The sequence below is a fragment of the Ruegeria sp. CH11 genome (assembly GCF_056537105.1).
This window is the reverse complement of record NZ_JBQFQX010000007.1, coordinates 126411-141258: the sequence shown is the minus strand read 5'-3', so window position 1 is coordinate 141258 and position 14848 is coordinate 126411. Positions and strand designations below refer to the sequence as shown.

Genomic DNA, 14848 nt, shown 5'->3' with positions numbered 1-14848 from the left:
CTTCGCCAATTGGGTATTAAATTGCGCGACCATACGCAAGCATCATTGTGCATGTGCGGCATTGCATGCGCAGAAAGCTTCGTAATTTCAGCATTTCAGAGTGACGAAAGTTTAATCACATTGAAAACTTAGGAAATTCTTGCGCCATTGCGACAACTCGTGCAACTTTCTCCCTCTCAAGCACGGCTTAGGTGTGGAAATTGAGAAGGTCTCGCTATGCGGCTTCTTTATTTTGCACCAGAATCAAAGGAGTGCCGCGCGATGATCGAAACACCGTATCTGCTGTTTTTGGGCGATGCGCCCGACCAACTGGCCGCCAAAGTGGCAATCGGGATCAAGGACTGGAGACCCGAGAACGCTGTCGGCCAGTTCCGCATGGATGGCTGCAAGGCCGATCTAGGCCTGAAAGACATGTCGCTGGTCGAAGCGCGCGAAGCCGGGGCCAAGACCCTGGTGATCGGCGTTGCCAACCGGGGTGGTGTGATCAGTCAGGAATGGAAAAAGGTTCTGGTCACCGCGCTGGAAGAAGGGTTTGACCTGGCCTCGGGCCTGCACAATCTATTGCGCGACGAACCCGACCTGGCCGCTGTCGCCGAAGCCACGGGCCGCAAGCTTCATGATGTTCGTGTGCCCAACGTCGATTACCCGATTGCAAACGGCATCAAGCGCAAGGGCAAGCGGTGCTTGGCGGTTGGTACTGATTGCTCGGTCGGCAAGATGTACACCGCCATGGCCATGGAGGCCGAGATGCGCCAGCGCGGCATGAAGGCGACCTTCCGCGCCACCGGCCAGACAGGCATTCTGATCACCGGCGACGGCGTGCCACTGGACGCGGTTGTGGCCGATTTCATGGCCGGGTCGGTAGAATGGCTGACACCTGATAATGACGAGGATCACTGGGACCTGATCGAAGGCCAGGGCTCGTTGTTCCACGTGTCTTATTCTGGCGTCACCATGGCGCTGGTGCATGGCGGCCAGCCGGATGCACTGATCCTGTCGCACGAACCTACGCGCGAACACATGCGTGGCCTTCCAGGATACCAGTTGCCGACGCTCGAAACCCTGCGCGACACGGCGCTGCAACTTGCGCGCGTCGCCAACCCCGCGTGCGAGGTTGTTGGCGTTTCCGTCAACACGCAGAACATGACCGAAGACGACGCCAGGACCTATCTGGCAAAGGTTGAAGCCGGTCTTGGGCTGCCGGCAACCGACCCGTTCCGCTTTGGTTCGGGCAAGCTGGTGGACGCGCTGGCCGCTTTGTGATCTGAACATCGCGCCGTTGGTGGGGTTGCTCGCCTACGGCGTGAGTATTTAAAAAAAGATGAAGGAGTGTCTGCGTGCAGGTAGATGTCTCTCGGGATGTGTTTCGGCTGGCGCAGGTGTTCACCATCTCGCGCGGGTCGCGCACGGAAGCCAAAGTTCTGACCGTTCGAATATCGGATGGAACCTATCAGGGTTGGGGCGAATGCGTCCCCTACGCCCGCTACAACGAGACCTTGGAGTCAGTCGAGGCCCAAATCAGCGGGCTGCCCGCGCATTTCACACACCAGTCGCTGATGGACTTGTTGCCCGCAGGCGCTGCGCGCAACGCGGTCGATTGCGCCCTGTGGGATCTGGAAGCCAAATGCGCTGGAAAGCGTGTCTGGGACCTGGCAGGGTTGCCAGCGCCGGGGCCGGAGATCACCGCCTATACCTTGTCCTTGGATACGCCCGAAGCGATGCGGGCGCAGGCAGCGCAGAATGCCCACCGGCCACTGCTGAAAATCAAGCTGGGCACTCCGGACGACATGCCGCGGCTTGAAGCCGTGCGCGCAGGCGCGCCGGATTCGAAAATCATCGTGGACGCTAATGAAGGTTGGTCGGCCGAAGTTTATGCCGACCTCGCACCGCATCTTGTTCGGCTTGGCGTGGCGCTGGTCGAACAACCCCTGCCCGCTGGCGAAGATGACGCGCTGATCGGGATGGACCGCCCGGTACCGGTGTGTGCTGACGAGTCCTGTCATGACCGCACGAGCCTGCCTGCGCTCAAGGGTAAATATGACGTGGTAAACATCAAGCTCGACAAGACCGGTGGCTTGACCGAAGCTTTGGCCCTGCGCGAACAGGCGCTGGCGGACGGCTATCAGGTCATGGTCGGATGCATGGTCGGAAGCTCGCTTGCGATGGCCCCTGCGACACTGCTGGCACAAGGTGCGATGGTAACGGACCTTGACGGGCCGCTGCTTCTAGCCGAAGACCGCGACAACCCGCTGACTTTTGATGATGCCGGAGTGCACCCGCCCGTGGCCGCGCTTTGGGGCTGAGGAGAATGACATGACCCGCACCGTTTATGTGAACGGCGACTATCTGCCGGAAACCGAAGCCAAGGTTTCCATCTTTGATCGCGGCTTTCTGATGGCCGATGCCGTTTATGAGGTCACCAGCGTGCTGGGTGGCAAGCTGATCGACTTTGACGGCCATGCCGTTCGGCTGAAGCGCTCGCTGGACGAGCTCCAGATGGCTGAGCCCTGCACCAAGGAAGAACTGCTGGACATCCATCGCAAGCTGGTCGAATTGAACGGCATCGACGAAGGTCTGATCTATTTACAAGTGACGCGCGGCAGCGATGGCGACCGGGACTTTGTGTTTCCGTCCGCCGACACCAAGCCGACGCTGGTTCTGTTCACGCAGAACAAGCCAGGGCTGGCCGACAGCCCGGCGTCTAAAAAGGGCGCGAAGATCATCTCGATCGATGACATTCGCTGGGGTCGGCGCGATATCAAGACAACGCAGTTGCTGTACCCTTCACTGGGCAAGATGATGGCCAAGGCTGCAGGCTGCGACGACGCCTGGATGATCGAAGATGGCTATGTGACCGAAGGCACCAGCAACAACGCCTACTTCGTCAAGAACGGCAAGATCGTCACTCGCCCGCTGTCCAACGACATCCTGCACGGAATCACCCGCAAAGCCGTTCTGCGCATGGCCGCCGAGGCACAGATGGTGGTCGAAGAGCGTCTGTTCACCATCGACGAAGCCAAAGAGGCGGACGAAGCCTTCACCACATCGGCAAGCGCCTTTGTCATGCCGGTAATCGAGATCGACGGTGCCACACTGGGTGACGGCACCCCGGGTCCGATCGCCAGGCGTCTGCGCGAGATTTATCTGGACGAAAGTCGCAAGGCGGCGATCTGACGAAAACAGCCCGCCAATCAGGCGGGCTTTTTTTGCTTCAGCTTTTTTTGCCGACGTTTTCTTCGAACGCCACCTTGAAAGCCGCCTGCTTTTCGGCGCTGGCCTCGATCTGGTAATTGGCTTTCCATTCATCCATGGTCATGCCGTAGAAGATCTGTCGAGCCTCATCCTTGCCCATCTCGATCCCCTTTTCATTGGCCGCTTCCTGATACCAGCGCGACAGGCAGTTGCGGCAGAACCCGGCCAGATTCATCATGTCGATGTTCTGCACATCCGTCCGATCTTGCATCAGGTGCTGTTGCAGACGGCGAAATGCGGCGGCCTGAAGTTCTATTTCGGTTTGCTTGTCCATTATCCGGCTCCGGCTGGTTCTTTGGCGTTCCATGTCTGACCTAACAACCCAAACGCAGGCTTACAACAATCCCGAAGGGCCAGTGGCCCAATCGCAGCAAACTGAGCCCTAAGCCAGCTTTAGTGCCAACCACGGTACCAGACAGTACATGAGCGTCAGGATCTTATAGTTGGCGAGGTATCTGAAATAGGTCCCTTTCACTTCGGCACGCTCCATTCGGAACAGCCTGCTGTGAATAGCTGCGATCCGGTCCTGAAAGGCCAGAATCATCAACGTGGTAAAGCCCAGAAAGGCAATGTTCAGAACCGTCATCCAGCCGAAGACGGTCGTCAGGAATTCCTGAGTCATCGTCGTCTCCTTTCCTTCAATATATGGGGTTCTGCAAGGCAGGTCGCAATGACGCGAGCTTGGGAAACGACGGGTGGTGACCCCACGTCACAAGCCGCTTTTTTCCAACGCGTCTTCAAGAAGTTGCGCAAGACGGCCCGCCCAGCGCCGTTGTCCGTCGTGATCGGCTATCAGGTCATTGCGCAGTTCGATCAGCGCGTTCGGGCGGCCGAAGGTGGTGCAGTGCCTGTCTATCGCATCACCAGGCAGAACCCCTGTGTAGGGCTCGTTGATACCGACGCAAAGGTCGTCTTCGGTTTGCAGGCGGTCAATCAACGGGCGCGAAAAGCGCTCGTCCGGGGTATGCAGCACACCGATGTGCCAGGGGCGCGGCGCGCGTCCTCGCAATTGCCGCGTGAACGAGTGCATCGATACGATCACCGCATGCGGCAGCGCCGCCATCTGCGCCAGCGCGTCGTGATAGGGACGGTAGCACATGTTCAGGCGCCGCTCGCGCTCGTCAGCGTCAGCGTGACGGTTCCCCGGGATGATCGAGCCGTCGTAAAGCTTCATCAACAGCGTCGGATCGTCCTCACCCCGGTTCGGGTCGATCACAAGGCGCGAGAAATTGGCCGCGATCACCGGCGCATTCAAAATCTCGCCAAGATGCTTTGAAACCTCATAGGCACCGACATCATAGGCGATGTGACGTTCCATGTCCTCGCGCGCGAGACCAAGATCGCCACCGTTGACCTCGGGCGGAACGGTATTGGTCGCGTGATCGCAAGTGATCAGCCATCGCGACGGCCGATCAGCGCCGTGCACAAAAAATGGGGTGTATGTCATGAGCCTGTCATCTAGTTTGTCGCAGGTGTAGGGCAGTTGCTTTGAAAAGGGAATTGCGCAATAAGCACCCAAACCATGTTTGCGGTAACATTGAAGACGCGAGGAGAACAAGACCAATGCGACGCCTGAGAAATGTTAAAATCGTGGCGACGCTTGGACCAGCGTCAAACGACTATGACACCATCCGTGCTTTGCACGAGGCCGGGGCGGACGTCTTCCGCCTGAACATGAGCCACGGTAGCCATGACGAGATTCGCGAACGTCACCGCATCATTCGCCAGATCGAAAAGGACTTGGACAGTCCAATTGCCATTCTGGCTGACCTTCAGGGTCCGAAACTGCGCGTCGGCGTATTTGCAAATGACGCTGAGGAGCTGGAAGAAGGTGCTGCGTTCCGTCTGGACCTTGACCCCGATGCCGGTGACATCAACCGGGTGTGCCTGCCCCACCCCGAGATTTTCGCGGCTCTGGAGCCGGGCGCGCGGCTGCTGGTCAACGATGGCAAAATCCGCCTGATCGTCGACGATTGCGGTCAGGACTTTGCCAATTGCAAGGTCGAGATCGGTGGTACGATCTCGAACCGCAAAGGGGTGAATGTTCCGGATGTTGTCCTTCCTCTGGCAGCCCTGTCCGCCAAAGACCGCGACGATCTGGAGTTTGTCTGCCAATTGGGCGTAGACTGGCTGGCCCTGAGCTTTGTGCAGCGCGCCAAGGACGTGTTCGAGGCACGCGCCCTGGCCGATGGTCGCGCGGCGATCCTGTCGAAAATCGAAAAGCCGGCCGCGATCGAAGCGTTTGACGACATTCTCGATGCCTCGGATGGAATCATGGTCGCCCGTGGCGATCTCGGCGTGGAACTGCCGGTTTCGGCTGTACCGCCGATCCAGAAACGTCTTGTGCGCAAGTGCCGCACCGCTGCAAAGCCGGTGATCGTAGCCACCCAGATGCTTGAGAGCATGATTGAAAGCCCGATGCCCACCCGGGCCGAGGTCTCGGATGTCGCCACCGCTATTTACGAGGGCACCGACGCCATCATGCTCAGCGCGGAATCAGCCGCCGGTTCATACCCGATCGAAGCTGTTCAGACGATGAACAAGGTCGCCATCGAGGTCGAAGCCGACCCGACCTACACCCAGATCATCGCCGCCTCGCGCACCGCCAAGGGCACAACGGTCGCCGATGGCATCGTCGCTGCCGCGCGCGAAATTGCCGAGAAAACCGATATCAAAGCCATCTGCTGCTTTACGCAAAGCGGCACCACGGCCTTGTTGACCGCGCGAGAGCGTCCGGGCATTCCGATCATTGCCATGACACCGGCAACCGGAACGGCGCGCCGCCTGTGTCTGAGCTGGGGTTGCCATTGCGTGATGACACCCGAGTTGGAGCGGTTCAAAGGTGCGGTGGTCAATGCCGCGCGTGCCGCCCGGGCCGCGGGTTTCGCGACAGACAAAGACCAAATCGTCGTCACCGCCGGGGTCCCGTTCAACGTGCCCGGCACAACAAACATCCTGCGCATCGCGCCCTGTGACGAGCGTCTGATCTATAACACCGATCCGGGTTGAGGGTGCGGCGCCGGAAGGTGTCACACAACCTGAAGGATTCCTCGCTGCCTAATTTTTAGGCAGTATTTTGATAGTGTTTTCAGGGGCAAATTGCCTTCAGGCCCGGAATCTGCAAAAACCTCTCTGTTTTTTCGAGGTTTTCTCGGATACTTTCCGCAGGGGCAGTCTACTCAGCAAGTTCCAGGTTCCGGCTGCCCTGCCGGGGGCACGGGCCCCGGTACAATCAAAAATAATGGAGGAACGTCATGACAACAAAAATTGTCATCGGACTGGACGGGACAGAAACTGGAGAGCGCGCAATTGCCTTTGCCAAAGATTTGGCGGAACGGATAGGCACCTGCGAATTGCTTGTGGTTTACGTGATCGAATGGTCCCCATTTACTTTCCAAACACCGGAAGAAAACGCCTTAAGGCACAAACGGCGCGAAGAAGAGGTCGAGTTGGCGACATCACGGGTCATCACTCCGGCGGTCGAAGCGCTGAGCGCGGCTGGCTTCACGGCAAATGGCATCGTCCGCCATGGTGACGTGGCCGAGACGCTGAATGCGATCACCGTCGAAAACGGCGGTACGCAGATCGTCGTCGGGCGCGCCTCGGCGGATGGGTTCAAGAAACGCCTGTTTGGCAGTTCAACCCAGAATCTGGTCATGCATGCCGATGTACCGGTCACGGTTGTGAACTGAGGGGAGAGACGAGAATGAAAACTTTGAAACACGTCTGGCTGGCGATGATCGCCGCCCTGTTTGCAGCCCCTGCAATGGCGCAAGACGCGCCGGGACTGGACGAACGGATCAATCAGGCATTTGCCGATTTCACCGGCCCATTTGTCAGCTTCATCTTCGCGCCTTTTCCCGGAACCGGATTTCCTTGGATTGTTGGGTGGCTGGTGATCGCCGCAACAGTCTTTACGCTGTATTTCGCATTTGTTCAGCTTCGGTTCTTCAGCCATGCGATCAGCCTTGTGAAAGGCGACTATTCCGACCCCAATGACGCAGGCGAAGTCAGCCACTTTCAGGCGCTGGCCACGGCTCTTTCAGGCACCGTTGGCCTCGGCAATATCGCCGGTGTGGCGGTTGCCGTCGGCATCGGTGGTCCGGGCGCTACGTTCTGGATGATCGTCGCGGGCCTTTTGGGAATGGCGTCGAAATTCACCGAATGTACGCTGGGCGTCAAATACCGCAACGAATACGAGGACGGCACCGTATCAGGTGGTCCGATGTATTACATGTCGAAAGGCTTCAACGAACTGGGCCTGCCGGGCGGTAAGATCCTTGCGGTTCTGTTCTCGATCTTCTGTATCCTTGGCGCACTGGGCGGGGGCAACATGTTCCAGGCCAATCAGGCGCACCAGCAGATTGCGGGTATCACCGGAGACTATCCCGGTTGGATCACCGGTCTGGTCTTCGCGGGTATCGTCTTTGCCGTGATCGTGGGCGGCCTGAAATCCATCGCGCGCGTGACCGAAAAGGTCGTGCCCTTCATGGGCGTGATGTATGTGCTGGCCGCTCTGGTCATCATCATCATGCACGCGGATCAGATCGGCTGGGCCTTTGGCCAGATCTTCGCTGGCGCCTTCACCGGCCTCGGTGTGGCTGGCGGCATGGTCGGAGCACTGATCCAGGGCTTCCGCCGTGCGGCGTTCTCAAACGAAGCGGGCGTGGGTTCTGCGGCCATCGCACACTCGGCGGTACGGACCAAAGAGCCGATCACCGAGGGTTTCGTCTCGTTGCTGGAACCGTTCATCGATACGGTCGTGATCTGTACCATGACAGCGCTGGTGATCATCATCACCCAGCAACTGATCATTGATCCGGAAACCGGCAAGTACATGCTGAACGAAGCGGGCAACGCGATTGCAACCGTAGACGGCAATTCGGGCGTCAGCCTGACCTCGGCTGCCTTTGCAAGCGCCTTTGGCTGGTTCCCATATGTGCTGGCCATCGCGGTTGTACTGTTCGCTTTCTCGACCATGATCAGCTGGTCCTACTATGGCCTAAAGGCCTGGACCTATCTGTTCGGCGAAGGTCACACCAAGGAACTGGTGTTCAAGGTCATCTTCTGCATCTTCGTTGTCATCGGCGCGGCGGCCAACCTTGGCCCGGTCATCGACTTCTCGGATGCGGCGATCTTTGCCATGGCGGTTGTGAACGTCTTTGCACTCTACTTCCTGATGAAAGTGGTGCGCGAAGAGCTCGCCAGCTATGCAGCCAGACTGAAAAGCGGCGAAATCCGCAAGTTCGAGCACTAATCCGAGCCACCGGGGCGGCCCCTGTCGCCCCGGTGCCTTGCCAGCCTGCGAAAATCGCAGATTCTGGCCCGACCCCCCTTGCCAGTATGACCGAACTTGCGTAAACGGCGCTTCTGATCGCGTGACCGGCCGAGATGGCATGCCGAGTCGCGTCTGAAACCGAACCCGAGAATAGGAGACGGAAATGCCTAAGATGAAGACAAAGTCGAGCGCCAAAAAGCGCTTTAAGGTGACTGCGACCGGTAAGGTCCTTGCTGGCCAGGCCGGCAAACGTCACGGCATGATCAAGCGGACCAAGAAATTCATCCGCGATGCCCGTGGCAACACCACCCTGTCCGCCCCCGACGCCAAGATCGTCAAGGGCTACATGCCCTACGACCGCTAAGAGGAGATTTGAGAGATGTCCCGCGTTAAAGGTGGAACCGTAACCCACGCCCGTCACAAGAAGATCATCAAAGCCGCTAAAGGCTATTATGGTCGTCGCAAGAGCAACTTCAAAGTTGCCACTCAGGCCGTCGACAAGGCCAACCAGTACGCAACCCGTGACCGCAAGAACCGCAAGCGCAACTTCCGCGCGCTGTGGATCCAGCGGATCAACGCTGCTGTCCGTTCGCATGACGAGGCTCTGACATACTCCCGCTTCATCAACGGCCTGAACCTGGCCGGTATCGAAGTGGACCGCAAAGTTCTGGCCGACCTGGCCGTGCACGAACCGGAAGCGTTCGGCGCGATCGTCGCCAAAGCTCAGGCTGCTCTGACTGCCTGATCCTCTGAAAAGAGACAGTGAATGAAAGGCCGTCCCGTTGGGGCGGCCTTTTTTCATGTCTGGCATTCAGCGGCAAATGCACGGATCGCTTTGGATAGATTTCAGGGCTGCTTGTCCATGGCGCGTCGCACAGGCAAGTCCTTTTGCTTTTCCATCAAAGCGGTGTGAAACAGCGCCCGAAAATCCGACTCGGTCAGCTTGACCTGCGTTTCCTCAGGATCCGCGTCCGGGGCATTCCTGTCTTTGGTAAACGTCGTGCCGGCATATGTCTTGCCGGTAAACCGGCCGAGGATAGACTTGATGTGCATTTCAAATTCCCTTTCCCAAAACCGTTCCAAAAATCTTTGCCGCTGCGGGCCCGGTCCGAACACCTCTGCCCAAAAGGGCTCAAGGACCGCCTATCGTGAGTGGCAACCCGCAGCGACCCGGCGCATGTAAGAAATTTGCTGCGGTTCGTAAGGGGGAAGGAATCGGCAAGTTGCGTCATTTTTTGACCGCCGAGTCAAAAATCTCAGCGGTAGCTGACCTTTACGTCAACTTCCTGAACCTAGGCGAATGTTTCGTGACGTGGCGTCAATCCCGCCAAGCCGTTTTCCAGCCCGTCGCCAGAGACAAAAAGCACCCATTCGGCACATTGGAACCACGAAAAAAGGGCGCGCCGTTCAAAGGCGCGCCCCAGTCACAGGGAGGACAGTGAAAAATCCGCGCTCTAAACTCAACATGAGCGCCAACTCGTTACTGTCCCCATCTAAGCCCATACCCACAGGCGCGTCCGTAATGTTGGTCACATATCGAGAAAAACTTTCAGTAAGTTCTTCCGAATGGCTCAATTACCGCCTCTGAAGGCGTGTTCGGCCAGATATCGGCTCTCTGACCAGGGGCGCCACGCGCCTCTCGCAATGGTTCCAACCGACATGCCGGGACTTAGTTCCCGGACGTCCACCGCCGTATTCTTCAGAGCCCCGAGCGAACAGTCGCAGAGCCACGTATCTTGGATGATAGAGGGTTGGCCTCGTGTTCACGCTATCCGGCATCACACCGGCGTGCATCACACGAGGCGACTTTGCACCCTTGGCTACAAGGGCAATCTTGAGAATTACGATGAAGGGATGGTGCTGCTGGAGAGAATTGAACTCTCGACCTCTCCCTTACCAAGGGAGTGCTCTACCTCTGAGCTACAGCAGCGCTGTGGGCGGGTGATTAGACTCAAACGAAACGCGGCGCAAGGGTGTCTGGACGGTTTTTTTCCTCTGCTGTAGAGAAAGACAATGGCAGAGAAAAATTCACCCAAAAAACACGGCAAACCCGGCGAAACGCGCGAGGAACGGTTGAAGGCAGCGCTTAAGGCCAATATGGCGCGCCGCAAGGCGCAGGCCAAGGCGCGGGCGACATCCGGGGACAAAGCGGGCAAGGACGAGGGATAAGAGCAGATGGATTCGATTCTGGTGACGGGCAATGGCCCGCTAAGCGGGCAGATCCCCATTGCGGGGGCCAAAAACGCATGTCTGACGCTGATGCCCGCGACGCTGCTCAGCGAGGAACCGCTGACGCTGACCAACGCACCGCGGCTGAGCGATATCAAAACCATGACAGCCCTGTTGCAATCGCTTGGGGCCGAAGTGTCTGCTTTGCAGGATGGGCAAGTGATCGCGATGTCCAGCCATAGCCTGACCAGCCATGTTGCCGATTACGATATCGTGCGCAAAATGCGCGCTTCGAACCTTGTCCTTGGACCGTTGCTGGCGCGGTTCGGGCAGGCGGTGGTGTCGCTGCCCGGCGGCTGCGCAATTGGTGCGCGCCCGATGGATCTGCATGTCGAAGGGCTGGAGGCGCTGGGGGCCGAGATCGAACTGAAAGACGGCTATTTGCACGCTAAAACCTCGGGCGGGTTGAAGGGTGCGGTTCATGAGATGCGATTTGCATCCGTGGGCGCGACCGAGAATATCGTCATGGCCGCCACGCTGGCCAAAGGTACGACCGTGCTGAAGAACGCAGCGCGCGAGCCCGAGATTGTCGATCTGGTCGAATGCCTGCGTAAGATGGGGGCACAAATCGCGGGCGAAGGTACGTCGACCATCGAAATTCAGGGCGTCGACCGGCTGCATGGCGCGACCCATCAGGTGGTGACCGACCGGATCGAGTTGGGCACCTATATGCTGGCCCCCGCGATCTGCGGCGGCGAGGTTGAGCTGCTGGGTGGCCGTATGCGGCTGGTCGAAAGCTTTGCGGCCAAGCTGGATGCAGCGGGGATCAGCGTTTCAGAGACCGAAAAAGGCCTGAAAGTGACCCGCAAAAACGGACGTGTAGCGGCGGTGGATGTCGTGACGGAACCTTTCCCAGGCTTTCCAACCGATCTGCAGGCGCAGATGATGGCACTGATGTGTACGGCCGAAGGCACCTCGGTGCTGGAAGAACGCATCTTTGAAAACCGCTTCATGCATGCGCCCGAACTGGTGCGGATGGGCGCGAATATCGAGGTGCACGGCGGCACCGCCACCGTGACCGGAGTGGAACGCCTGAAAGGTGCGCCGGTGATGGCGACCGACCTGCGCGCTTCGGTTTCGTTGATCCTTGCCGGTCTGGCCGCCGAAGGAGAAACAACCGTCAGCCGGGTCTATCATCTTGATCGCGGATATGAACATGTGGTGCGTAAGCTGGAAGGCGTGGGCGCAAAGATTGAACGGATCAAAGGCCAATGACAGACGCAAGTTTTGAAGACGGGCGCGAAGCCCCTCTGAATCTCGGGGCCGAAGATGCTGATGATCTTCAGGTCATTTCGACTCTGGTACAGGACGCGGTGTTTCCCGTCACCGAGATGACGTGGCGCGCGTCCGACCGTCAGTTCGCCCTGCTGCTGAACCGCTTTCGCTGGGAAGACAAAGACGCCGCAGCGCGGCGTGGTCGTGCGTTCGAACGGGTGCAATCGGTGCTGCTGTTCGGCTCGGTCCTGTCTGTGGCCAGCCAGGGTGTCGATCGTGGTGACAAGGACATGATCCTGTCTCTGCTGTCCGTCGATTTCGAAGTTGGCGAGGATGGAGCCGGGCAGATTTTGCTGACGCTTGCGGGCGATGGCGCCATCCGATTGCAGGTCGAAACCATCGACGCGTCGCTAAAAGACGTGACACGCCCTTATCTGGCACCGTCAGGCCACGCGCCGCATCACCCGGAATAGGCCCCGCCGACTGACCCGACCCAAGCGGGGTTGAGCGTCCTCATCACCGGCGCTATGACCCGTGCAAACGCCTGAGAGTATCCGCCATGCCCGTCTTCCTCGACTCTGCGTCGACCGATTTCGAACCCGCCTTTCGGGCGTTGTTGAACGCCAAACGCGAAGACAGCCCCGATGTGGACGCGGTCGTGGCGCAGATTATCGACGATGTGCGCCAGCGAGGCGACGCGGCGGTCATCGAACTGACCGCAAAGTTCGACCGGCTGGAGCTTACACCGGAAACCCTGACCTTCAGCGCCGATGAGATCGCAGCGGCGACCTGTCAGGTGTCGGACGATGATCGTGCCGCGCTGGAACTGGCGGCGGACCGCATTCGCGCATACCACCAGAAACAACTACCAACCGACGCCGAATGGACGGACGAGGCTGGCGCGACGCTGGGCTGGCGCTGGTCGGCGGTGTCTGCCGCTGGTCTCTATGTTCCGGGTGGTTTGGCGTCGTACCCTTCGTCGGTGCTGATGAACGCGATCCCGGCCAAGGTGGCGGGGGTTGAACGGCTGGCCATTGCCGTGCCGACCCCGGACGGGCAAGTGAATCCGCTGGTCCTGTTGGCGGCACAGCTTTCGGGCGTGGATACAATCTATCGCATTGGCGGCGCACAGGCGATTGCCGCACTGGCCTACGGAACCGAGACGGTAATGCCGGTCGACAAGATAACCGGACCGGGCAACGCTTATGTTGCAGCCGCCAAACGCCGTGTTTTTGGCAAGGTCGGGATCGACATGATTGCGGGTCCGTCGGAAATTCTGGTGATAGCCGACAAGGATAATGACCCGGACTGGATCGCGCTCGACCTGCTCAGCCAGGCCGAACATGACGAAAGCGCCCAGTCGATCCTGATCACCGATGACGCCCGGTTTGGGCAGGCAGTTGCGCAAGCGGTTGAGACCCGACTGAAAACACTGGAGCGCCGCGAAATCGCTGGCGCCAGCTGGCGCGACTTTGGTGCCGTTATCACTGTTCGTGATCTGGATGAGGCCGCAATGCTGTCGAACCGCATCGCACCCGAACATCTTGAACTTTGTGTGGCCGACCCGCTGGCTCTCAGCGAAAAAACCCGCCACGCCGGGGCGATCTTTCTGGGGCAATACACGCCCGAAGCCATTGGCGATTATGTCGGTGGACCAAACCATGTTTTGCCCACGGCACGTTCGGCACGGTTTTCTTCGGGCCTCAGCGTGATGGATTTTCTCAAGCGCACGACACTCAGCCAGATGACACCCAAAGCATTGCAAGCCATTGGCCCGGCCGCAGCCCAGTTGGCCCGGTCCGAAAGCCTTGAGGCCCACGGTCTTTCGGTGCTGGCAAGGCTCGATCGACTGAATAACTAAGGGGGCGCACGGCTCCATTGCCCTGTTCGATCCGTTGTTATAGGTCTGTTCCGAACTGACTGGACTACGCTGAATATGACCCGCATTTCGCATATCGAACTGGATGATCGAAACCTTCCGCCTCCGACGCCCGAAATCGAGCAGGAGCGAAAAGTGGCGATCTACGATCTGCTCGAGGACAACTCGTTCACCCTGCCCACACGCGACGACCGCATTGTGCCGGATGGACCCTACCACGTTCAGCTGTCGATCCGCGACAAACGGCTGGTCTTCGATGTCGCAACCGAAGCCGAAGAAAAGGCGGCCGAGTTTCATTTGTCGCTTGGCCCCTTCAGGCAAGTGGTCAAAGATTACTTTCAGATCTGCGAAAGCTATTTCAACGCGGTCAAGTCGCTGCCCCCCAGCCAGATTGAAACCATCGACATGGCCAGACGCGGTATTCACAACGAAGGCAGCCGCGTTTTGCAGGAACGGCTGGAAGGTAAAGCCGAAATTGACACCGACACCGCCCGCCGCCTGTTCACGCTGATCTGCGTGCTGCACTTTGGAGGCTGACAGGTGAAGGCTTTGCCGCAGTCGGTCCTGTTTTGTTGCGACCACAACGCGGTGCGATCCCCTATGGCCGAGGGGATCATGAAAAAATTCTATGGTACCGGCACCTACGTCCAATCTGCCGGTGTTCACAACGACATGGAGATTGACGGGTTCTGCATCGCGGCCTGCAAGGAGATCGATGTGGAGCTGTCGCGCCATCGGTCACGCTCGTTCGACGAGATGCAGGATTGGGGCGATGACCTGAGCTCGTTCGACCTGATCGTAGCCCTGTCACCGGCAAGCCAGCGCAAGGCGCTGGAACTGACCCGGATTTTTCACCTCGACGTCGACTACTGGCCGATTATGGACCCCACGGGGCTGGGCGAGAACCGGGAACAAAAGCTGCATCATTATCGGCAGACCCGGGATCAGATCATCAAACATCTAAAGGACCGCTGGGGCGAGCCAACGGAGTGACC

18 protein-coding genes and 1 tRNA gene are annotated in these 14848 nt (G+C 58.8%); 14 read left to right on the top strand and 5 right to left on the bottom strand.

Going from position 1 to position 14848, the window contains the following annotated elements; translation table 11 throughout:
* Positions 1-261 precede the first annotated feature (261 nt).
* The 3 genes from dgcN (at position 262) to ACR0LX_RS13030 (ending at position 3174) form a co-directional block, all read left to right on the top strand.
* Complete coding sequence (gene dgcN / locus ACR0LX_RS13040) at positions 262-1263, top strand: N-acetyltransferase DgcN (RefSeq protein ID WP_480784083.1); 1002 nt, start codon at positions 262-264, stop codon at positions 1261-1263.
* Between the two features lie 74 nt (positions 1264-1337).
* The gene (gene dgcA / locus ACR0LX_RS13035) at positions 1338-2303 is read left to right on the top strand and encodes an N-acetyl-D-Glu racemase DgcA (protein ID WP_480784082.1); all 966 of its coding nucleotides are present in this window, start codon (positions 1338-1340) and stop codon (positions 2301-2303) included.
* Positions 2304-2313: 10 nt separating this feature from the next.
* Positions 2314-3174 (top strand): D-amino-acid transaminase, encoded by an 861-nt coding sequence (locus ACR0LX_RS13030; protein ID WP_480784081.1) that lies wholly within the window; start codon positions 2314-2316, stop codon positions 3172-3174.
* A 37-nt stretch (positions 3175-3211) separates the two neighbouring features.
* Here ACR0LX_RS13030 and ACR0LX_RS13025 read toward each other — a convergent pair whose 3' ends face one another.
* The 3 genes from ACR0LX_RS13025 to ACR0LX_RS13015 form a co-directional block, all read right to left on the bottom strand.
* Positions 3212-3526, bottom strand: coding sequence for a DUF1244 domain-containing protein (locus ACR0LX_RS13025; RefSeq protein WP_480784080.1), 315 nt, complete (start codon positions 3524-3526; stop codon positions 3212-3214).
* A 108-nt stretch (positions 3527-3634) separates the two neighbouring features.
* Positions 3635-3874 (bottom strand): DUF6868 family protein, encoded by a 240-nt coding sequence (locus tag ACR0LX_RS13020; RefSeq protein ID WP_480784079.1) that lies wholly within the window; start codon positions 3872-3874, stop codon positions 3635-3637.
* A gap of 87 nt (positions 3875-3961) precedes the next feature.
* The gene (locus ACR0LX_RS13015) at positions 3962-4699 is read right to left on the bottom strand and encodes an N-formylglutamate amidohydrolase (protein ID WP_480784078.1); all 738 of its coding nucleotides are present in this window, start codon (positions 4697-4699) and stop codon (positions 3962-3964) included.
* 116 nt (positions 4700-4815) lie between these two features.
* On the opposite strand from ACR0LX_RS13015, the gene pyk reads away from it, so the two are divergent.
* The 5 genes from pyk (at position 4816) to rplT (ending at position 9275) form a co-directional block, all read left to right on the top strand.
* Complete coding sequence (gene pyk / locus ACR0LX_RS13010) at positions 4816-6261, top strand: pyruvate kinase (protein WP_480784077.1); 1446 nt, start codon at positions 4816-4818, stop codon at positions 6259-6261.
* Between the two features lie 245 nt (positions 6262-6506).
* A complete protein-coding gene (locus ACR0LX_RS13005) occupies positions 6507-6944 on the top strand; it encodes a universal stress protein (RefSeq protein WP_480571244.1) in 438 nt (145 codons plus the stop codon).
* A gap of 14 nt (positions 6945-6958) precedes the next feature.
* Positions 6959-8509 (top strand): alanine/glycine:cation symporter family protein, encoded by a 1551-nt coding sequence (locus ACR0LX_RS13000; protein ID WP_480571241.1) that lies wholly within the window; start codon positions 6959-6961, stop codon positions 8507-8509.
* Between the two features lie 184 nt (positions 8510-8693).
* Positions 8694-8894, top strand: coding sequence for a 50S ribosomal protein L35 (gene rpmI, locus ACR0LX_RS12995; protein WP_010443552.1), 201 nt, complete (start codon positions 8694-8696; stop codon positions 8892-8894).
* 15 nt (positions 8895-8909) lie between these two features.
* Entirely contained in the window at positions 8910-9275 is a 366-nt protein-coding gene (rplT, locus tag ACR0LX_RS12990; RefSeq protein WP_170658380.1) for a 50S ribosomal protein L20, read from the top strand.
* Positions 9276-9376: 101 nt separating this feature from the next.
* Here rplT and ACR0LX_RS12985 read toward each other — a convergent pair whose 3' ends face one another.
* Positions 9377-9583, bottom strand: coding sequence for a hypothetical protein (locus tag ACR0LX_RS12985; RefSeq protein ID WP_480784076.1), 207 nt, complete (start codon positions 9581-9583; stop codon positions 9377-9379).
* A gap of 802 nt (positions 9584-10385) precedes the next feature.
* A tRNA-Thr gene (locus tag ACR0LX_RS12980) sits at positions 10386-10460 on the bottom strand.
* Positions 10461-10543: 83 nt separating this feature from the next.
* Here ACR0LX_RS12980 and ACR0LX_RS12975 point away from each other — a divergent pair.
* From ACR0LX_RS12975 to ACR0LX_RS12950, 6 genes are all read left to right on the top strand, one after another.
* On the top strand, positions 10544-10699 hold the full coding sequence (locus ACR0LX_RS12975) for a hypothetical protein (protein ID WP_480784075.1): 156 nt from the start codon (positions 10544-10546) through the stop codon (positions 10697-10699).
* A gap of 6 nt (positions 10700-10705) precedes the next feature.
* Positions 10706-11974 (top strand): UDP-N-acetylglucosamine 1-carboxyvinyltransferase, encoded by a 1269-nt coding sequence (gene murA, locus ACR0LX_RS12970; RefSeq protein WP_480571233.1) that lies wholly within the window; start codon positions 10706-10708, stop codon positions 11972-11974.
* Entirely contained in the window at positions 11971-12447 is a 477-nt protein-coding gene (locus tag ACR0LX_RS12965) for a DUF2948 family protein (RefSeq protein WP_480784074.1), read from the top strand. Before murA ends, ACR0LX_RS12965 begins: the two co-directional genes overlap by 4 nt.
* Positions 12448-12533: 86 nt before the next feature.
* Complete coding sequence (gene hisD, locus ACR0LX_RS12960) at positions 12534-13835, top strand: histidinol dehydrogenase (protein WP_480784073.1); 1302 nt, start codon at positions 12534-12536, stop codon at positions 13833-13835.
* Positions 13836-13910: 75 nt separating this feature from the next.
* A complete protein-coding gene (locus tag ACR0LX_RS12955; RefSeq protein WP_480571224.1) occupies positions 13911-14390 on the top strand; it encodes a UPF0262 family protein in 480 nt (159 codons plus the stop codon).
* 3 nt (positions 14391-14393) lie between these two features.
* Positions 14394-14846, top strand: a complete 453-nt coding sequence (locus ACR0LX_RS12950) for an arsenate-mycothiol transferase ArsC (RefSeq protein ID WP_480571221.1) — start codon at positions 14394-14396, stop codon at positions 14844-14846.
* Positions 14847-14848 lie beyond the last annotated feature (2 nt).